Annotated in this window: 18 protein-coding genes; 1 reads left to right on the forward strand and 17 read right to left on the reverse strand. The window is 74.4% G+C overall.

The window, feature by feature from the left end; translation table 11 throughout:
• The 5 genes from E4P40_RS18785 to lepA all read right to left on the reverse strand — a co-directional run.
• The coding region (locus tag E4P40_RS18785) for a BTAD domain-containing putative transcriptional regulator (protein WP_209305409.1) at positions 1–1,774 on the reverse strand (1,774 nt) is incomplete at its 3' end.
• A gap of 53 nt (positions 1,775–1,827) precedes the next feature.
• A complete protein-coding gene (locus tag E4P40_RS18790) occupies positions 1,828–3,582 on the reverse strand; it encodes an MFS transporter (RefSeq protein ID WP_135160027.1) in 1,755 nt (584 codons plus the stop codon).
• Positions 3,551–4,252 (reverse strand): LppX_LprAFG lipoprotein, encoded by a 702-nt coding sequence (locus E4P40_RS18795; RefSeq protein WP_135160028.1) that lies wholly within the window; start codon positions 4,250–4,252, stop codon positions 3,551–3,553. Before E4P40_RS18795 ends, E4P40_RS18790 begins: the two co-directional genes overlap by 32 nt.
• Positions 4,253–4,316: 64 nt before the next feature.
• Complete coding sequence (locus E4P40_RS18800; protein ID WP_135160029.1) at positions 4,317–4,973, reverse strand: MOSC domain-containing protein; 657 nt, start codon at positions 4,971–4,973, stop codon at positions 4,317–4,319.
• Positions 4,970–6,814, reverse strand: a complete 1,845-nt coding sequence (gene lepA / locus E4P40_RS18805; RefSeq protein WP_135160030.1) for a translation elongation factor 4 — start codon at positions 6,812–6,814, stop codon at positions 4,970–4,972. The genes E4P40_RS18800 and lepA overlap by 4 nt, the downstream gene beginning before the upstream one ends.
• A gap of 203 nt (positions 6,815–7,017) precedes the next feature.
• Here lepA and rpsT point away from each other — a divergent pair, with 203 nt between their 5' ends.
• Positions 7,018–7,278: a 30S ribosomal protein S20 gene (gene rpsT / locus E4P40_RS18810; RefSeq protein ID WP_135160031.1), complete on the forward strand. Its 261-nt coding sequence runs from the start codon at positions 7,018–7,020 to the stop codon at positions 7,276–7,278.
• Between the two features lie 92 nt (positions 7,279–7,370).
• Here rpsT and holA read toward each other — a convergent pair whose 3' ends face one another.
• The 12 genes from holA to E4P40_RS18870 all read right to left on the reverse strand — a co-directional run.
• Entirely contained in the window at positions 7,371–8,375 is a 1,005-nt protein-coding gene (gene holA / locus E4P40_RS18815) for a DNA polymerase III subunit delta (protein WP_245160434.1), read from the reverse strand.
• A 12-nt stretch (positions 8,376–8,387) separates the two neighbouring features.
• Positions 8,388–10,730: a ComEC/Rec2 family competence protein gene (locus tag E4P40_RS18820; RefSeq protein ID WP_135160032.1), complete on the reverse strand. Its 2,343-nt coding sequence runs from the start codon at positions 10,728–10,730 to the stop codon at positions 8,388–8,390.
• On the reverse strand, positions 10,727–11,584 hold the full coding sequence (locus tag E4P40_RS18825; RefSeq protein ID WP_135160033.1) for a ComEA family DNA-binding protein: 858 nt from the start codon (positions 11,582–11,584) through the stop codon (positions 10,727–10,729). Before E4P40_RS18825 ends, E4P40_RS18820 begins: the two co-directional genes overlap by 4 nt.
• Positions 11,585–11,728: 144 nt before the next feature.
• Positions 11,729–12,616: a DegV family protein gene (locus E4P40_RS18830; protein ID WP_135160034.1), complete on the reverse strand. Its 888-nt coding sequence runs from the start codon at positions 12,614–12,616 to the stop codon at positions 11,729–11,731.
• Positions 12,617–12,674: 58 nt separating this feature from the next.
• On the reverse strand, positions 12,675–13,439 hold the full coding sequence (locus E4P40_RS18835) for a histidine phosphatase family protein (protein WP_135160035.1): 765 nt from the start codon (positions 13,437–13,439) through the stop codon (positions 12,675–12,677).
• A complete protein-coding gene (gene rsfS / locus E4P40_RS18840; RefSeq protein WP_135160036.1) occupies positions 13,436–13,855 on the reverse strand; it encodes a ribosome silencing factor in 420 nt (139 codons plus the stop codon). Before rsfS ends, E4P40_RS18835 begins: the two co-directional genes overlap by 4 nt.
• On the reverse strand, positions 13,852–14,526 hold the full coding sequence (nadD, locus tag E4P40_RS18845) for a nicotinate-nucleotide adenylyltransferase (RefSeq protein WP_245160435.1): 675 nt from the start codon (positions 14,524–14,526) through the stop codon (positions 13,852–13,854). Before nadD ends, rsfS begins: the two co-directional genes overlap by 4 nt.
• A gap of 312 nt (positions 14,527–14,838) precedes the next feature.
• Positions 14,839–16,278, reverse strand: coding sequence for a VWA domain-containing protein (locus E4P40_RS18850; protein WP_135160037.1), 1,440 nt, complete (start codon positions 16,276–16,278; stop codon positions 14,839–14,841).
• Complete coding sequence (locus tag E4P40_RS18855; RefSeq protein ID WP_135160038.1) at positions 16,278–17,165, reverse strand: MoxR family ATPase; 888 nt, start codon at positions 17,163–17,165, stop codon at positions 16,278–16,280. The genes E4P40_RS18850 and E4P40_RS18855 overlap by 1 nt, the downstream gene beginning before the upstream one ends.
• A 14-nt stretch (positions 17,166–17,179) precedes the next feature.
• Positions 17,180–18,427 carry a glutamate-5-semialdehyde dehydrogenase gene (locus tag E4P40_RS18860; protein ID WP_135160039.1) on the reverse strand — a complete coding sequence of 416 codons (1,248 nt, stop codon included), beginning with the start codon at positions 18,425–18,427 and terminating at the stop codon, positions 17,180–17,182.
• A gap of 45 nt (positions 18,428–18,472) precedes the next feature.
• Positions 18,473–18,955: a peptide deformylase gene (gene def, locus E4P40_RS18865; RefSeq protein WP_135160040.1), complete on the reverse strand. Its 483-nt coding sequence runs from the start codon at positions 18,953–18,955 to the stop codon at positions 18,473–18,475.
• Positions 18,956–18,968: 13 nt separating this feature from the next.
• A partial coding sequence (locus E4P40_RS18870) for a PUA domain-containing protein (protein ID WP_348519651.1) occupies positions 18,969–19,223 on the reverse strand: 255 nt, incomplete at its 5' end.

A 19,223-nucleotide genomic window follows, 5' to 3' on the forward strand; every position in this document is an offset into this window, starting at 1 on the left:
GCGCGGCGAGCCCGGCCGCAGTCTCGGCCTCCGAGAGGCCGGCGAGCGCGGCGACGGCGGGCAGCGATGCGCCGTCCCCGAGGACGGCGGCGGCCCGCGCCACGACGGGGGCCGGCGCCGGCAGCCGGCGCAGCCGCATGAGCACCATGCTGGACACCGCGCGGGAACCGACGGCCACGACCATGTCGGCGTGCGCGGCATCGGGCCGGACGGCGTCGGCCTCCAGCCCGCGCAGCAGCTGCCGGAGCAGCAGCGGGTTGCCGGACGTCGTGCGGTGGCAGGCCAGGGCGAACAGCGGCGAGACCGGTCCGCCGAGCCGCCGGGCCACCAGGTCGGCGGTCGCCTCCAGCGAGAGCGCGGCGGGCCGGACGACGGCGGCGACCGGCTCCATCGACAGCTCGGTGAGCAGTTCCTCGTCGACGTGCTGCTCGCCGGTGCGCACCGTGGCGACGACGAGCACCGGGACGGCGTCCAGCCGGCGGACCAGGTAGGCCAGCCAGCGCAGCGAGGCGCTGTCGCACCACTGGAGGTCGTCGACGGCGAGCACGAGGGGGCCGTCGGCGGTGAGGTTGACCGCCAGCCAGTACAGCCCGTGCAGGACCGCGAACGAACCGTCCGGCGACTCGCCAGGCGCCAGGTCGAACACGGTGCGTGCGCTGACGGCGGCGCCGGCCAGCAGCGCCTCCCGTCGCTCGGGCACGGCCAACTCGGGCTCGAACAGCTGCCGGACCGCGCCGAAGCCGAACGCCTTCTCCAGCTGGCTCCCGCGCGCCGTCAGCACCCGGACGGAGCGCTCGCCGGCGATGCGCCGTGCCTCGGTGAGCAGGCGGGTCTTCCCGATGCCTGCCGGGCCCTCGATGAGCAGCAGCCCCGGCTCGCCGGCTGCGAGGCCGTCGAGGGCCGCTCGCACTGCCCGCATCTCGCGGTTCCGGTCGAGCAGGTCGTCCGGCGCGAGCACCGGCTCCGCAGGTGGCGGCGCCACCGGTGCACGCGTGCGCTGGGTCGGGACGACGAGATCGGGTGACTGGGCGAGCACCCGTTCCTCGAGCTCGCGCAGCGCCGGGCCGGGATCGACACCCAGCTCGTCGGCGAGCGTCGTCCGGGCGCGGCGCAGCGCGGTCAGGGCATCGGCCTGCCGGTGCGCCCGGTAGAGGGCGAGCACCAGCAGCCGCCAGCGCTCCTCCCGCAACGGCTCCTCGGCGACCATCGTCTCCAGGTCCGGCACGAGGAGCGCGGCCTCGCCCAGTTCGAGGCGGGCCTCGAGCAGCCGTTCGCGCGCCACGGCCCGCAGCTCACCGAGCCGCGCGATCTCCGCCTCGGCCCACGGCTCGTCGGCCCACTCCGCCAGCGGCGGACCGCGCCAGAGGGCGAGCGCCTCCCCCAGGATCTGCGCGGTGGTGGCGGCGTCCGTCGTCCCCGAGCGGTCGAGGAGGCGCTCGAACCGCCAGACGTCGACGGCGTCGGGCGGCAGCCGGACGGCGTAGCCACGCCCCTCGCTGACGATGACCGCGGACCGGGTCCGGGCCGCACTCCCCGGCTGCAGCCGGCGGCGCAGGTGGGAGACGTAGGCCTGCAGCGCCCCGGCGGGATCGGCCGGGGCGTGGTCGCCCCACACGGCCTCGGTGATCCGCTCGACAGGAACCACCTCGCCGCGCGCGAGGACGAGCACGACGAGGACGGCCCGCTGCCGGGGCCCGCCGAGGTCGAGGGGGACGTCGCCGGACGAGGCCGTGCAGGTGCCCAGCAGGCTGATCCGCAGCTGCCCGTTCTCCACGCGCGCCCTCCCTCGCGGGACGGTAGACGAGGAAATCCGCCTGCGGGAGGTCCTCAGCGTCCGGGAACCGCCGCCCCCGCCGGGCGGAGCAGCAGGAGCGCCGCGACGGCGGCGAGGCCGGCCGCGAGCGCCGCTCCGGCGAAGACGGTGTGCAGCTGGGTGAGGATCGCGGCGTCGACCGCGGTGTCGTAGACGGGGCAGTCCGCCGGACTGTCGGGGCAGAGCTCGAAGGGGGCGCCGATGGCGTCGACCTCGGCGGTGAACCGGCGAAGGGCGACGGCGGTGAGCAGCGACAGGCCGGCGAGCATCCCCACCGTCCGGGCGACGACGGCGAGGGCGCTCGCGCTGCCGTGGACCTCGGAGCCGGTGGCGGCCAGCAGCACCGTGTTGACCGGTGCGATCGCGAGCCCGAACCCCAGGCCGGCGGCGAGCAGGACGGCGGTCGACGCCAGGCCGTCGAGGGACTGCGCGTCCCAGGTCGTCATGGCCACGAAGGCGACGGCGGCCAGCGCCATGCCGCCCGCGGCGACGAACCGTGGCGCGACCGTGCGGCAGAGCCAGCCGCCGGCGACGGCGCCGACGGGGACCGCGACGAGCAGCCGCAGCAGGACCAGCGCCGCCCCGAGCTGGTCGCCGGGCGTCGTGGTGTTGCGGGCGAACAGCGGGACGTCGACCAGGGCCGCCACCAGCGCGGCGCCGACGAGCAGGTTGACCAGCAGCGCGCCCCATGCCCCCACCGGCCGCAGGGCGCCCAGCGGCAGGACGGGGTGGGCGGCCCGGCGCTCGTGCAGCACGAAGGCGACGGCAGCGGCGAGCGCGAGCGGCAGGAGGACGGGGCCGTGGGCGACGATCTGCGTCGCAGGATCGGCGGCGGCGAACGCCCAGACCAGGGCGCCGAGCGAGACGACGACGAGCGCGGAGCCCAGCACGTCGACCTCGGTGGCCAGGCGTCCCAGCCCCCGCAGCGGCACGACGGCGCCCTGCGGGTGCGCGAGGCTGCGTGCCACCAGCCCCACCACCGCGACCAGGGCGACCAGGACGAGCGGCGTCGTCCAGCCGAGCGCATCGACGAGCGGGACGTAGAGGAGCCCGATCGTCACGTCCTCGGCCAGCGCCGTCGGGGCGGCGAGCTGGAGGCCGAGCGCGAGGGAGGCGACGGCTGCCAGCGCCAGGCCGAACGGATCGGGGCGGCGGGCCCGGCCGGTGACCAGGACGCCGACCGCCAGCCCCAGTCCGAGCAGCAGGTTCAGCCAGAAGATGGCCCGCCAGTCGGCGACCGCCAGCACCGCCGCCCCGGCCAGCGGGCCGAGGACCGCCCCCGCCTCCTGCACCGCGCCGACCACCCCGAGCGGGACCGACCGGCGTTCCGGGGGCCAGCGGTCGGCGACCAGGGCCAGGGTCGCCGGCACCAGCCCGCCGGCGCCGATGCCCTGGAGCCCACGGCCGGCGACGGCCGGGCCGAGCGTGTCGGCGGTGGCGGTGAGCAGCGAGCCGAGGGCGAACAGCAGGAGGCAGCCGATGAGCACCGGCACGCGTCCGCGCAGGTCGGCCAGCCGGCCCAGCAGCGGCAGCGTGGCCGTGTAGCCGAGCAGGAAGCCGCCGACGATCGGCGTCGCCTGCTGGAGGTCGTCGAGCCCGACGCCGACGCCGGTGAGGATGTCGGGCAGCGCGAGGACGACGACGTACGTGTCGGCCCCGGTGACCAGCACGGCCAGGGTCGCGAGGACGACGACCGGCAGCCCCGGGACGGCGCGGGCGGCGGGCGCGGTCGCCGGCTCAGCCGGTGGGCGGCGCGGTGATCTCGACATCGGCCCCGAAGTCGCTCAGCTCGACGGTGTAGGTCGCGTCGTCCTCGGCGGTGAAGAACGGTCCGGTGAGCTCCGCCCGGCGCAGTTCACCGGTCTCCGTGGCGATGGAGAAGCGGGCCTGCACCGCCTGGCTCGGGTCCTGGCTGGCGAGGATCTGCTCGACCAGGTCGCCGGGCAGCTCGGCGGTGACCTCCCGGACGACGTCGCCGTCGACCCGGCGCTCCTCCCCCAGCTCGGCGTTCTCCGCCTCGGCCAGGAGCTGCGAGATGCCGGTGTCCGGATCGAGCAGCGCGCCCGGGTCACCGAAACCGAACTGCGCCGGGTCGACCACGCTGAAGCCCGAGGCGAACGGGAGCTGGGCGTACACCGTGCCGTCGACCGAGACCACCTCGAGGTCGAGGGTGGAGCCGAGCGCCCGCACGTTGAGCGTGCCCTCGAACGACGCCGGCCGGGCGATGTCGCCCTCGCCGCCGACCAGCAGGGTCCCGGAGTTCGGCGCGCCCTCGCTGTCCAGGACGAAGTGCGCGCTGCTCGCGTCGTCCAGGGTCGTCTTGGCGCGCGACAGGAGGTCGGCGGCCGACTCCTCGGGCTCCCCGCCGCCGCACCCGGCCAGCGCCGGCCCGGCGAACACGGCCAGCGCGAGCAGCGGGATGCCCGTTCGGCGCAGCATGGCGACCTCCCCGTCGGCCGGGCACCCCCGGCGTACCGCGGCGGACAGTAGCGCGCCGCCGTCCTCAGGCCGAGGCGCCGGCCCGTTCGGCGACCGCGGAGTCGATCGTCGGCCGGTTGCGCGCCGGCAGGGCCTCGCGCGCCGGAAGGAGGTCGGCGAGCAGGTGCCGCTCGGTGGTGAAGGCGCGGAACGCCCGTCCGATGGTCACGTCGTGGTCCGGGCGCTCGACGACGTCGATGCGGTCGCCGGCACCGAGGTCGCCGGTCTCCAGGACCCGCAGGTAGGCGCCGCTGGCGCCGCGCTCGGTGAACCGCTTGATCAGGCGCGGGACGCCCCAGTGCGCCTGCAGCTTCGCGCAGGGGGTGCGGGGGGCGGTGACCTCGACGAGGAGGGAGCCGATGCGCCAGCGCTCCCCGAGCAGGGCGGCGGTGAGGTCGATGCCGCTCGTGCGGAGGTTCTCCCCGAACCGGCCGGCCGGCAGGTCCCGGGCGAGCTCGGCGGCCCACCAGTCGGCGTCCTCCTGCGCGTAGGCGTACAGGGCCTGGCCCTCGCCGCCGTGCCACTTCTTGTTGACCTGCACGTCGCCGTCCAGGCCGAGCGGGCCGACGGCGACGCGACCGGTCACCGGCCGCTTGTCGATGGCGCTCTGGGCGTCGCCCGCGCGCGGGATGCGGATCGGCCGCGGGCCGGAGACGCAGACCGCCTCGATGCGGGCCGTCACTTCTTGGAGGCGGTCGACTCGTTGGTGGAGAGCGCGGCGACGAACGCCTCCTGGGGGACCTCGACGCGGCCGACCATCTTCATCCGCTTCTTGCCCTCCTTCTGCTTCTCCAGCAGCTTCCGCTTGCGGGTGATGTCACCGCCGTAGCACTTGGCGAGGACGTCCTTGCGGATGGCGCGGACGGTCTCGCGGGCGATGACCCGCGAGCCGACGGCGGCCTGGATCGGCACCTCGAACTGCTGGCGCGGGATCAGCTCGCGGAGCTTGCCGGCCATCATCACGCCGTAGCTGTAGGCCTTGTCCTTGTGCACGATCGCGCTGAACGCGTCGACGGCCTCGCCCTGCAGCAGGATGTCGACCTTGACCAGCGAGGACTCCTGCTCGCCGCCCTCGGAGTAGTCGAGGGAGGCGTACCCGCGGGTGCGGGACTTCAGGGCGTCGAAGAAGTCGAAGATGATCTCGCCGAGGGGCAGCGTGTAGCGCAGCTCGACGCGGGACTCGCTCAGGTAGTCCATGCCGCCGAGCTGGCCGCGGCGGCCCTGGCAGAGCTCCATGATCGCGCCGGTGTAGTCGCTGGGCGCGATGATCGTGGCGTTGACGATCGGCTCGTAGATCGTGGAGATCTTGCCCATCGGCCAGTCGCTGGGGTTGGTCACGGTGACCTCGGTGCCGTCCTCCATGACGACCCGGTAGACGACGTTCGGCGCGGTCGAGATGAGGCTGATGCCGGCCTCGCGCTCGAGCCGCTCGCGGACGATCTCCAGGTGCAGCAGGCCGAGGAAGCCGACGCGGAAGCCGAAGCCGAGCGCCGCCGAGGTCTCGGGCTCGTAGGTGAGCGCGGCGTCGTTGAGCAGCAGCTTGTCCAGCGCCTCGCGCAGCAGCGGGTACTCGCTGCCGTCGATGGGATAGAGGCCGGAGTAGACCATCGGCTTGGGGTCGCGGTAGCCGCCGATCGACTCGGTGGCCGGCTTGTGCTGCAGCGTGACGGTGTCACCGACGCGGGACTGGCGGACGTCCTTCACGCCGGTGATGAAGTAGCCGACCTCGCCGACGCCGAGGCTCTCGACCGGCTTGGGCTCGGGTGAGATGACACCGATCTCGAGCAGCTCGTGGGTGGCGCCGGTCGACATCATCTTGATCTTGTCGCGGGCGGAGATCCGGCCGTCGACGACGCGGACGTAGGTGATGACGCCGCGGTAGATGTCGTAGACCGAGTCGAAGATCATCGCGCGGGCGGGACCCGCGGCGTTGCCGGTCGGCGCGGGGATCTCCTCGACGATGCGGTCGAGCAGCTCCGGGACGCCGACGCCGGTCTTGCCGCTGACCCGCATCACGTCGTCGGGCTCGCAGCCGATGATGTGCGCGATCTCCTCGGCGTACCGCTCGGGCTGCGCGGCCGGCAGGTCGATCTTGTTGAGCACCGGGATGATCGTGAGGTCGTTCTCCAGCGCCAGGTACAGGTTGGCCAGCGTCTGCGCCTCGATGCCCTGGGCGGCGTCGACGAGCAGGACGGCACCCTCGCACGCGGCCAGCGACCGGGACACCTCGTAGGTGAAGTCGACGTGGCCCGGGGTGTCGATCATGTCGAGCACGTACTCGGTGCCGGTGTGCGCACCGGAGCGCGGCGTCCACGGCAGCCGGACGTTCTGCGCCTTGATGGTGATGCCGCGCTCGCGCTCGATGTCCATGCGGTCGAGGTACTGGGCGCGCATCTGGCGTCCCTCGACGAGCCCGGTGACCTCGAGCATCCGGTCGGCCAGCGTCGACTTGCCGTGGTCGATGTGGGCGATGATGCAGAAGTTCCGGATGAGGGCCGGATCGGTGGGGGCAGGAGTCGTCACAGTGGGTCCATCGTCCCACGGGCGCCGGTCCGGCCGGGCGAGTGGCGCGAACTCCCGTGTGCCCGGCCCCACCCGACCGCGGGTTGGGGCGCGGGACGGACGCTGGTATCTTGGGAGACCGGTCCGCCGGCGCGGTGTTTGCTGCCTGCGCCCGGACGAACTGTCAGAAGTACTCCTCCCTGCGAGACACCCGAGGCTCACGCGTGGCGAACATCAAGTCCCAGATGAAGCGGATCAAGACCAACGAGAAGGCGCGTCAGCGCAACGTTGCCGTCAAGTCCGCCCTCAAGACGGCCGTCCGGCGCGTCCGCTCGGCCGCCGAGGCCGGCGACGCCGCCGCCGCGGCGACCGCCTTCCAGGTCGCGGCGAAGCAGCTCGACAAGGCCGCCAGCAAGGGCGTCATCCACAAGAACCAGGCCGCCAACCGCAAGTCGGGTCTGGCGAAGCTGACCGCCGGCCTCTGAGCCGATGAGCCGCGCTCCGGCGCGCGCGTCGACGAGCCCCCCTCCCTCGCGGGACGGGGGCTCGTCGCGTTCCTGGGGGCCCTTCGGCCCGTTCAGCGGCCGGCGTGGACCCGGCCGCCCCGGCCCGTCTCGGCGCGGATGGTGACGATCCGGCGGACGGCGCGCTCGAGCGCGTAGTCGGCGCTCGCGGCGGCGCCCTTGACGTCCGCGTTGAGCTCGGCGGCCACCCCGATGGCCTGCTGGAGCCCGTCGATGCTCCAGCCGCGGGACTGGGTCTGGGCCTTCTTGACCTTCCACGGCGGCATCCTGAGGATCCGCGCGAGCTCGCCGGGGTTGGTCGAGCTCAACGAGGCGACACGGGCGGCGGTGCGGACGCCGTCGGCGATGGCGTCGGCGATGAGGACGTGCGCGACGCCGCGCTCGAGCGCCCAGCGGAGCATCTCGATGGACCCGGCGCGGTCGCCGAGCAGCACCCGCTCGGCGACGGTGAACCCGGTGACCTCGGCCTGGCCGTGGTGGAAGCGGGCGACCGCGTCGCCGTCGATGGTGCCGCCGAAGTCGGAGACGAGCTGGCTGGCCGCCGCGGACAGCCCCCGGAGGTCGGCGCCGATCGCGTCGACCAGCGCCTGGACGGCGTCGGCGGTGATCCGGCCACCGGCCGACCGCACCTCGTTGCGCACGAAGGCGGCCCGGTCGCCGGCCGAGGTGAGCTTGGGGCACTCGTCGAGGGCGGCGCCCGCCGCGGTGAAGGCCTTGACCAGCGCCTCGTTGCGCTTGCCGCCGAAGTGGACGACGACCAGCGTCAGGTCGGGGTCGGGATCCTTCGCGTAGCTGATCAGCGAGTCCGACAGGGCACCCGCGGCCTCCTGGACGCCGCTGACGACGACCAGCCGGTGCCCCCCGAACAGGGACGGCGCGAGGACGTCGGCGAGCTGGCCGATCGGCAGCCCGGCGGCGGCGAGCTCGTGCACCTCGGCGTCCTCGTGGCGGGAGAGGACGGCGGCGCGGACCGCGCCGACCGCACGGGCGCGCAGCAGCTCCTCCTCCCCCATGACCACCCGCAGGCGGGAGGTGGGTTCGACGGGATCGGCCGGCACCCCCGCATGGTGTCACGCGGGTCCGACGCTTCCCCGGGCGGCGACACCCCACGACTGCGCCGAGCCGACCACCGCCAGGTCGCCGTCCCGGTCGGTGCGCCGGACCTGCATGCCGGCCTGGGCGAGCCAGGTCAGCAGCTGAGGGGTGGGATGGCCGTAGGTGTTGTCCGCGCCCACCGAGATGAGGGCCAGCCGGGCGCCGCTGGCCGCGAGGAACTCCGGGTCGGCGTCGCCGCTGCCATGGTGCGGCACCTTGAGGACGTCGGCGCGCAGGTCGATCCCGGAGGAGAGGAGCCGCGCCTCGGCCTCGGCGCTGAGATCGCCGGTGAAGAGGACCCGCACGCCCCGGACGGTGACGCGGAGGACCATCGACAGGTCGTTCGGCTCCGCCGCGGCGGTGGCCCGGTCGGGCGCCGGCGCGAGGACCTCGATCGTCGCCGGGCCGACCGTGCGGCGGTCACCGGGGACCAGCACGGCCCGTTCGCCGCCGGTTCGGCGCACCAGTCTGTCGAGGTCGTCGTCCCGCTCGTCCGCCGGCGACAGCGTGCCCGTGGCCACGACGCCCACGTCCCGGCCGGCGAGGGCACCGACCAGGCCTCCCACGTGATCGGCGTCCAGGTGGGACAGCAGGACGAGCGGTAGTTCGTCGACACCCAGGCGGTCGAGACAGCGGTCGACGGCACCGACATCGGGTCCGGCGTCCACGAGGACCCCCTCTCCCGGACCGGTCGGGAGCAGCAGCGCGTCGCCCTGCCCGACGTCGCAGGCGATCGCCATCGAGCCCGGTGGCGGCCAGCCGCGCACGGTTTGTCTCAGCGGCCAGCCGACCGCGACGAGCCCGACGAGGGCAGCCAGGGCGAGCGGCCTCGTGCGGGGGAACCGCCACAGCACCCAGCCGGCGGCCAGCAGCAGGACGGTCAGCAGCACCGCACCTCGCGCGCCTGCCGGCCAGCCCGCCGCCCCGTCCGGCAGGGCGGCCGCCCGCTCGGCGACGCCCACCAGCCAGCGCGTCGGCCAGCCCGCCAGCCACACCAGGACGTCGGCGAGCCGGGGAACGAGCGGCGCGGCGATCGCGGCCGCGAGCCCGAGAACGGTCGCCACCGGGACGGCGGATGCGGCGAGCAGGTTGGCCGGCAGGGAGACGAGGCTGACCGTGCCCGACAGACCGGCGACGATCGGTGCGGTCACCAGACCCGCGGCGGCACTGACCGCCAGGGCATCGGCCAGGGGCGGCCAGCAGCCGCGGGTGCGCAACCGGCCCGACCAGGCCGGCGCGAGCAGCACGATGCCCCCGGTGGCGGCGACGGACAGCACGAAGCCGGGATCACCGGCCAGCGCCGGGTCGAGGAGGAGCAGCACGCAGACCGCACTGGCGAGCGCCGGCACAGCGGCACGCGGGCGCCCCGCGGCCAGGGCCACGAGCGTCACCGCACCCATGGCGGCAGCACGCACGACGCTCGGACTCGGCCGCGCCAGCACGACGAAGCCGATCAGCGCCAGTCCGGCCACGACCGCCTGCACGCGCCGGTCGACGGCTCGCCTGCGGAGCGGCCACAGCACGCCGGCCAGCATGATCGCGACGTTCGCGCCGGAGACGGCCGTCAGGTGCCCCAGCCCGGCCCGGCGAAAGTCCTCCTCGAGCACAGGGTCCATCCCACCGGTGTCGCCGACGACGAGGCCCGGGAGCAGACCCGCGGCCTGCGGCTCCAGGACGCGGTCCGCAGTCGAGCTCAGCCCCTCCCGCAGGCCGCTCGCCACTTCCTGCAGTGCGCTCGGCCGGCCGATCAGAGTGCGCGGGCCACGAGCGGAGAGGACGGCGACCACGTGGTCCCCCGACCGGGGCGGCGAGGCGGCCACGCGCACGCGGACGCGTTGCCCCGGCAGCAGGTCCCGCCACTCCTCCGCCGGCGCGAAGAGCAGCACGGCCGAGCTCAGCCGGTGGGTGGCGTCGCGATCGACGAGACCGGTCACCGTCGCGTCGGCGATCACGCGCGGGGGGCCGGCGCCCGTCAGCAGGTGCGGATCCCCGTCGATCTCCAGGACCACCACGACGGTCCGCTCCGCATCCGCGACCGGGCGCAGAGGCGAGTGCTCGCGCTCGAGACCCCGCGCCGTAGCGGTGCCGGCGGTGACGGCCAGGCCGGCGAGCACGGCCAGCGCCAGGGCCCACCGTGGGCGGCGCACCAGAAGCAGGCCGAGCCCCGCTGCGGCGAGGGCCACTGCCCCCAGGACGACGGGCGCAACCCGGGGGGCGACAAGGGAGACGCTCCACACCGTCGCGGCCAGCGGCACGAGCCGGAGGTCCACCCACGCCCAGCGGGACTCCTGCTGCGGCACCTCCCGGGTGCCCCTCATACGCCCACGAGCTCCGCGAGCTCGGCCGCGGTGGCCGGCCCGATGCCCGGCACGTCGTCCAGCTGGCCGACGCTGGTGAAAGGCCCCTCGCGCGTCCGGTGGTCGACGATCCGCTGGGCCAGCACCGGACCGATGCCGGGGAGCGCGTCCAGCTCGGCCACCCCGGCGGTGTTCAGGTCCAGCGGTCCCGCCGAGCCGGGCGCGGCGTCCGGCCCGGCGGCCGGAGCACCCGGCACACCGACGGTCACCTGCTCGCCGTCGGCCACCACGGCGGCCAGGTTCACCGACGCCGGGTCGGCCTCCGGCAGCAGCCCTCCGGCGGCCGCGAGCGCGTCGGCCACCCGGGCGCCCGTCGGCAGCGTGACCAGCCCCGGCCGGGCCACGAGTCCGACGACGGACACCACCACCGTGGGAGACGTGTCGCCGGCCTCGCCCACGGGGGGTGTCACCGGTGCGGACGAGACGGCGGTTCCCTCGGACCTGGTCTGCGGCACCTCGTCCACGGTCGGCCGGTTCAGCCAGGTCCATGCGACGAGGAGCAGGGCCGCCAGCAGTCCGACGAGCCAGAGCGCGCGGGCACCGGGGCGTCCGGGATCCCAGCGCACGGCCGTGCCGGGTGCGCGGTGGCGACCGATCCCCTCCGGCAGGCCCGGTCCCGCGTCGTCGGTACCGGGGTCATTCTCGTCGTCCTCGAGCGACCAGGCAGTTCCCTGGACCCCTGCGTCGACGAGGTCGCCGTCCCCGGGCTCGTCGTCCGGCAGCCAGCCGCCGCCCCGGTTCTGCTCAGCCAGGAGTGTCCGCAGGCGCGCGCGGATGACGTCGGCGTCGTCGGCGGAGCGGGAGGGAAGGCGCACCGACGGGACGCTAGGGAGCCGCCGCACCGCCGGGCGGGCTCGTCGCCCATCTGTGGACCCGGCTACCGCTTGTGGACGGCGACACGCATGGCCGGCCCGGAACGGCACACCCTCGCCGGCATGCGACTCACCACCGGCCGCACCTCAGTCGTCGTCCGCGTCCGAGAAGTCCTCGTCGGGCTCCTGCCAGAACGGCGCGATGACGATGCCGACCGCTCCCGGTCCGACGTGCGCGCCGATCGCGGCCCCGAGCTCGCTGACGTGCAGCTCCCGGAGGTTCGGCAGCCGCTCGCGCATCTCGCCCGCCAGGCGCTCCGCCTTCTCCTCTGCCGCGAGGTGGTGCACCGCCACCGACACCGGCCCGTCCCCCGCGGCCTCGACGGCGCGCTGCACGAGCTTGTTCATCGCGCGCGCCGTCGTCCGCACCTTCTCGAGCGGCACCACCTTGCCGTCCTGCATGTGCAGGACCGGCTTGACGGCGAGCGCCGACCCCAGGACCGCGGCGGCCGACCCGATCCGGCCTCCGCGGCGCAGGTGCTCCAAGGTGTCGACGACGAAGAACGTCCGCGTTCCGGCGGCGATCTCCCGGGCGGTCTGCGCGACGACGTCGGCGCCGGCCCCCGTGGCCGCCGACCGGGCCGCCGCGAGGACGGCGAACCCGGCACCCATGGCGGCCGACCGCGTGTCGACGACGGTGACGATGTGCTCGCCGACCTGCGACGCAGCCAGGCGGGCCGCGTCCCAGGTGCCGGAGAGCTCCGAGGACAGGTGGATCGAGACGACCCGCTCGGCGCCCTCGTCCAGGGCGCGCCGGTAGGCCGCGACGAAGTCGCCCGGAGTGGGCCGGGAGGTCGACACCGCCTGACCTCGGACCGCCAGCGCCCGTGCGACATCGTGGGGGCTGATGTCCCAGCCCTCGCGCCCCGACCGTCCGGCGAGTACGACGTAGAGCGGGACGTTGTAGATCCCGTAGCCCTCGAGGAGTTCGTCGGGCAGGTACGCCGACGAATCGGTGACGACGGCGACGGACACCACGGGAGGCTAGCCCGCCGGGTGCGGAGATCCGCGGGAGTGGAGCCGACCGGGCCGGTCAGAGGACCGCGTCGGCGTCCGTGGCAGGCGGGGGCGCGTCCTCCGGGGTGGCATCGCCGTCGGCCGGCGAGGGCACCGCCCGCAGCACCGGTCCGGGCGCGGGAGCCGCGTCGGCCGCGACGTCCGGCAGCTGGAGGACGGAGGCGTTGTGGCGGATCAGCCGCCAGCGGCCGCTCTGCGACACGAGTTCGGTCCACGCGCAGTTGCCGAGGGGGCCGAACATCCGGCGGTGGTCGGAACCCAGCCCGAGCAGCACCTCCGTCAGCCGGCCCGCCGTCCCGCCATGGGTGACGACGACGGCGACGCGCGCCTCCGGCAGGTCGACGAGGGCGGCCAGCGCGCGGTCGGCGACCGCCGAGGGGTCCTCGCCGCCGCGGCCGCGCACCGTGCGGCCGGCCATCCAGTCGGCGTACTGGTCGGGGAACCGCTCGCGTACCTCGGCGCGGGTGAGCCCCTCCCAGGAACCCATGCCGTGCTCGCGCAGCCGCTCGTCGAGCCGCAGCGGGACGCCGAGCAGGGCAGTGAGGGTCGCCGCCGTCTCCGCAGCCCGGCTCAGATCGCTGGAGACCACGACGGTGTCGTCCGGTGTCAGCCCGGCGGCGACGAGGTGGGGTGCGGCCAGGACGGCCTGGTTGCGGCCCTCCTCGTCCAGCGGCGGGTCCAGCTGTCCCTGGAAGCGCCCGGTGGCGTTCCACTCGGTGCGGCCGTGCCGCCACAGCACGAGCCGGGGAACCGCCAGCTCCGGCAGTCCTCCGCCGGTCACCGGCCGGTCGTCTCCTCGTCGGCGGCCCCGCCGCCCGGCGCGGCTGCCCCACGGGCGGCGCTGTCGGTGAAGGGGATGGTCGGGCAGTCCTTCCACAGTCGCTCGAGGGCGTAGTAGGCGCGCTCCTCGGCGTGCTGCACGTGCACGACGACGTCGACGAAGTCCAGCAGCACCCAGCGCGACTCGGCCACGCCTTCGCGCCGCACGGGCTTGATGCCGTGCTCGCGGAGCCGCTCCTCCACCTCGTCGACGATCGACTGCACCTGGCGCTCGTTGGGCGCGGACGCCAGCACGAAGGCGTCGGTGATGGCGAGCCGGTCGCTGACGTCGACGATCGAGACGTCGGTGGCGAGCTTGTCCGCGGCCGCCTGCGCGGCGAGCAGCGCGGTGTCCCGCGCCTCGGCCGAGGCGGTCATCGGGGTACCTCCTGGAGATCGGGTTCGGCGGGCGGAGGTTCGGGTTCGGTGCGCCGGAGACCGTCGGCGGACGCCCGCCGCGGCACCTCGCGGTAGAGGGCACGCTTCTCGATGTACTGCACCACGCCGTCGGGCACGAGGTACCAGACGGGCATGCCCCGGGCCACGCGGTCGCGGCAGTCGGTCGAGCTGATCGCCAGCGCCGGCACCTCCACCAGGCTCACCACGCCGTCGGGCAGGTGCGAGTCGGCGAGGTGGAAACCGGGCCGGGTCACGCCGATGAAGTGCGCCAGGTCGAACAGCTGCTGGTTGTCGCGCCAGCTCACGATCTGGGCGAGGGCATCGGCGCCGGTGATGAAGAACAGCTCGGCGTCCGGCCGGAGCTGACGCAGGTCGGTAAGGGTGTCGATCGTGTACGTCGGGCCGCCACGGTCGATGTCGACCCGGCTCACCGAGAAGCGGGGGTTGGACGCGGTGGCGATGACCGTCATCAGGTAGCGGTCCTCCGCCGGGCTGACCGCGCGCTCGGTCTTCTGCCACGGCTGACCGGTCGGCACGAAGACGACCTCGTCGAGACCGAAGAGGCCGGCGACCTCGCTGGCGGCGACGAGGTGGCCGTGATGGATGGGATCGAACGTCCCACCCATGATCCCGACCCGCCCACCTGCCACCGAGCGAGCCTATCCGGGCCCACCGGAGCCGGCCCCGGGAGGGACCGGCTCCGGCTGACGAGTCCGGCACCCGAAAGGTGCGGCGGATCGCTGCGACCGGCTCCCCCGTGCAGCCGGTCGTAGGCCTGCCCGTGCCGTCGGCGATGACGGCGCCGGGGGTGCGGAGGGGAACTCCGGCACCGCGCTGGACAACGGGTGAGCCGGGGATCGGTTACGGCCGGACTCGGATCCCATCGGCTCCCGGGCGTGTCGCTGCCCACGTCCTCACCGGAGGTCGACAAGTCCCCTGGTCGACGAGGAGACAGGTCGACGTCAGAGGGTGGTGACGAACTCCGACAGCTGGGCGGCGTTGCGGCACTCGACCATGTCGATGACCTCGCCGTACCGGTTCGCGGCGGAGTCGCCGCTCCCCCACAGCCGCTGCGGCTCGGGGTTGAGCCAGTGCGCCGACCGCGATCGGCGCACCAGGTCGGCGAGCACGGGCAGACCCGGCGGCCGGTAGTTGGTGCGGCCGTCACCCAGGACGAGGAGCGACGTCTTCGGCCCGACTGCGGACGCCCACCGGTCGGCGAACACCTCGAAGGCCGTGCCGTAGTCGCTGTGCCCGTCGAAGCCGACGACGTCGGCCTCCCGCCCGATCCGCGCCACCGCGTCCACGACGTCGGCGCCCGGCCGGAAGAACCGGGTGACCTCGTCGGTGGTGTCGACGAACGCGAACGCGCGCACGCCGGTGAAGTGCTCGCGCAGCGCCTGGGTCAGCATCAGGGTGAAGTGGCTGAAGCCGGCCACCGATCCGCTGACGTCGCACAGGACGACCAGCTCCGGCTTGTGCACCTTGCGCGGCCGGTGGTGGGTCACCACCGGGACCCCCCCGGTCCCCAGCGAGGCGCGGACCGTCTTGCGGAAGTCCAGCCGGCCCTCGCGGCCGAGCCGGCGCCGCGCCGACAGCCGGACGGCGAGCCGACGGGCCAGGGGCGCCACGGCCCGCCGCAGCTCGGCCAGGTCCGAGGACTGCGCGCGCAGGAAGTCCACCTGGTCGGCGAGCGGCCGGATCGCGCTCTTCGCGATCTTGTCCCGGCCCTTCTCCGCCGCCGTCCGTCGCCGGACCTCGGCCTCGATGGCAGCGCGGAAGGCGGTCAGCCGCTCGCGGACGGTCTGCCGGGCCACCTGCTCGGCCAGCCCGCCGCGGTCGCGCTCGGCGAGGAGCCCGGCCAGCAGCTGGGAGACGAGGGTGTCCGGCGAGAGCGCACGAAGCACGCGGTAGCTGAAGAACGACTGCCCCGACGGCGACGGCTGACCCCGCCCGAGCAACTCGACCGCCTGGCGCGCGAACCGGCGCAGCGCCTCCTCGTCGCCGTCCAACAGCAGTTGCAGGAGCTGCGCTCGCAACAGCTCCGACAGGTCGGCGTCGTCAGAACCGGGCAGGTCGAGGGTCGACTCCCCCGTCTCACCCTCGTCGTCGGTGTCCTCCTCGTCCGACGGTGGTGCAGGCCGGTCGGACAGCGGCCACCACAGGCCGAACAGCACGTCGTAGGTGGGCCGCTGGGCGGCCCGCTGCAACAGCACGGCGGCGAGGCCGTGGCGGAGCTGCTGGCGGTCGAGCAGGTCGACGACCGTGAGGATCTCCGCGGCGTCCACGGCCTGGCTGATCCCGACCGGGATGCCGGCGTCCCGCACCGCCCGGACGAAGCCGTCCAGGTGCCCGGCCAGCCCGCCGGGTTCGGTCGAGGAGAAGCGGGCCGGGGCGCTCATCAGTTCAGCCGGAGCTCGGCCGCGGCACGCACCTGGTCGCTGGCGTGCTTGAGCACCACGCCGAGGGTGGACCGCATCGCCGACTCGTCCAGGGTGTCGAGACCCAGTTCGAGGAGCGTGTGCGCCCAGTCGAGGGTCTCGGAGATGGACGGCGACTTCTTCAGCTCCAGCGCGCGCAGCGCCCGCACGGTGCGGACCAACTGCTCGGCCAGCCCCGGCGCCAGGTCGGGCACCCGCGACAGCACGATCTCGCGCTCGCGCTCGGCCGACGGGTAGTCCAGTGCCAGGTAGAGGCAGCGACGCTTCAGCGCCTCGGACAGCTCCCGGGTCGCGTTCGACGTGAGCACCACCATCGGCCGGCGATCGGCCGTGATCGTGCCCAGCTCGGGGATCGTCACCTGGAAGTCCGAGAGCACCTCGAGCAGCAGGCCCTCGACCTCGACGTCGGCCTTGTCGGTCTCGTCGATGAGCAGCACGGTCGGCTCGGTCCGCCGGATCGCGGTGAGCAGCGGGCGGGAGAGCAGAAACTCCTCGCCGAAGATGTCGTCGTGGACGGTGTTCCAGTCCCCGCCGTCGGTTCCCTGTGACGCCTGGATGCGCAGCAGCTGCTTCTTGTAGTTCCACTCGTACAGCGCCCGCGCCTCGTCGAGGCCCTCGTAGCACTGCAGCCGGATCAGCTCCGAGCCCGTCGCCGTCGCCAGCGCCTTCGCCAGCTCCGTCTTCCCGGTGCCGGCCGGGCCCTCGACGAGCAGCGGCTTGCCGAGCCGGTCGGCGAGGAAGACGGTCGTCGCGATCTGGGCATCGGGCAGGTAACCGGCGCTCGAGAGCCGCTTGCTGACGTCCGCGACCGAGGAGAACTGAGGGAACTGGGTCTGGGGGCGCGGCAATTCGGCTCCTGGGATCAGCGGGTGTGGCCGGAACCGGTCACGACGTAGGTCGTCGAGGTCAGCTCCGGGAGGCCCAGGGGACCCCGGGCGTGCAGCTTCTGGGTCGAGATGCCGATCTCGGCGCCGAACCCGAGCTCGCCCCCGTCGGTGAACCGCGTGGAGGCGTTGACCAGCACGGCGGCGGCGTCCACCCCGGCCACGAAGTCGGCGATCGCGGTCGCGGAGTCGGCGACGATCGCCTCGCTGTGCCCGCTGCCCCACGACGCGATGTGGTCGACGGCGGCCGGCAGGTCGTCGACGACGCGCACGGCCATGTCCATCGACAGGTACTCCGTCGCCCAGTCCTCGTCCGTCGCCGGGATTACCGAGGAGTGCGCCGCCTGCGCCGAGGAATCCCCGTGCAGCGTCACGCCCGCGTCCGCGAGCGCCCCGAGCAGCCGCGGCAGGAACGCGACGTCGCGGTGCACGAGCAGCGTCTCCGCGGAGTTGCAGACGCTGACCCGGTGGGTCTTGGAGTTCAGCACGATGGCCTCGGCCATCGCCGCGTCGGCGGAGGCGTCGACGTAGACGTGGCAGTTGCCGACGCCGGTCTCGATGACGGGCACCGTGGACTCGCGGACGACGCGCTCGATGAGCGAGGCCCCACCGCGCGGGATGACGACGTCGACCATGCCGCGGGCGTTGAGCAGCTCCCCGACCGACGCCCGGTCGGCGGGCAGCAGCTCGACGAAGCCCTCGGGCAGCCCGGCCTTGGTCCCGGCCTCGATCAGGACGGCGACCAGCGCGGTGTTGGTGCGGAAGGCCGAGGCAGAACCGCGCAGCAGCGCCGCGTTGCCGCTCTTGAGGCACAGCCCGGCGGCGTCGACGGTCACGTTCGGGCGGGCCTCGTAGACGATCCCGACCACCCCGAGGGGCACCCGCACCTGGCGGAGCTGCAGCCCGTTCGGCAGCCGGGAGCCGCGGACGACGTCCCCGACGGGGTCTGGCAGCGCGACGAGCTCGCGCAGGGCACCGGCCACGCCGGCGACCCGGCCGGCGTCCAGGCGCAGCCGGTCCAGGATCGATTCCGGCGTTCCGTCGGCGCGCGCGGCCCCGACGTCGGCGGCGTTGGCGGCGAGCACCTCGTCGGTGCGCTCGACCAGCGCCTCGGCCATCGCCGTCAGGGCGGCGTCCTTGGTCTCGGTGGGAAGGGTGCGCAGCACCCGGGCGGCCGCCCGCGCGCGCAGCGCGGCGGCACCGATCAGCGGCAGCTCGGCGGACACGGGAGAAGGGTACGCGGGCCGAACCCAGGGTCGGCGTGGGAGAAGTCAGCGGGAACGCAGGGCACGCAGTGCGGTCTTGCGGGCCTCGCCGGTCAGCCGGTCGAGGAAGACCTTGCCGTCGAGGTGGTCGACCTCGTGCTGCAGGCAGCGGGCCATGAGTCCCTCGCCCTCCAGCCGCAGCGGCTTGCCGTCGACGTCGAAGCCCTCGACGACCGCGTGCATCGCCCGCACGGTCGGCGCCCAGATGCCCGGTACGGACAGGCAGCCCTCGTCGCCGTCCTGGATCTCCTCCGACAGCTCGACGATCGTCGGGTTCACCATGTGCCCGATCTCGCCGTCGATGTTGTAGGAGAACGCGCGGACGCTGACGCCGATCTGCGGGGCGGCCAGTCCGGCCCGGCCGGGGTGGTCGACGGTCTCGACGAGGTCCTTCACGAGGCTGGCCAGCCAGGCGTCGAACTTCTTGACCTCGTCGGCCGGGGTGCGCAGGACCGGGTCACCGAGCTCGCGGATGGGACGGATCGTCACGCGCGGCAGTCTCTCAGGCGCCCGTCCGGCGCCCGACCAGCACCATCTCGTCGCGGTGCACGACCTCCCGGCGGTGCTCCGGCGCCAGGTCCCCGGTCTTGCGGCCGAGCAGGCCCGGCATCTCGCGGGCGTCGTACGCCACCAGCCCGCGCGCGACCACCACGCCGTCGGGGCCGACGAGCTCGACCGGGTCGTCGGCCAGGAAGTCACCGGCGAGCCCGGTGATGCCGGCAGCCAGCAGCGAGGCGTGCCGCTCCAGCACCGCGCG

It is taken from the genome of Blastococcus sp. CT_GayMR20 (assembly GCF_004570345.1).

Coding starts and splice junctions, on each gene's coding strand:
- E4P40_RS18790 (WP_135160027.1), bottom strand. CDS start 3,582: ATGTCGAGATCACCGCGCCGCCCACCGGCTGAGCCGGCGACCGCGCCC.
- E4P40_RS18795 (WP_135160028.1), bottom strand. CDS start 4,252: ATGCTGCGCCGAACGGGCATCCCGCTGCTCGCGCTGGCCGTGTTCGCC.
- E4P40_RS18820 (WP_135160032.1), bottom strand. CDS start 10,730: ATGAGGGGCACCCGGGAGGTGCCGCAGCAGGAGTCCCGCTGGGCGTGG.
- rsfS (WP_135160036.1), bottom strand. CDS start 13,855: ATGACCGCCTCGGCCGAGGCGCGGGACACCGCGCTGCTCGCCGCGCAG.
- E4P40_RS18850 (WP_135160037.1), bottom strand. CDS start 16,278: ATGAGCGCCCCGGCCCGCTTCTCCTCGACCGAACCCGGCGGGCTGGCC.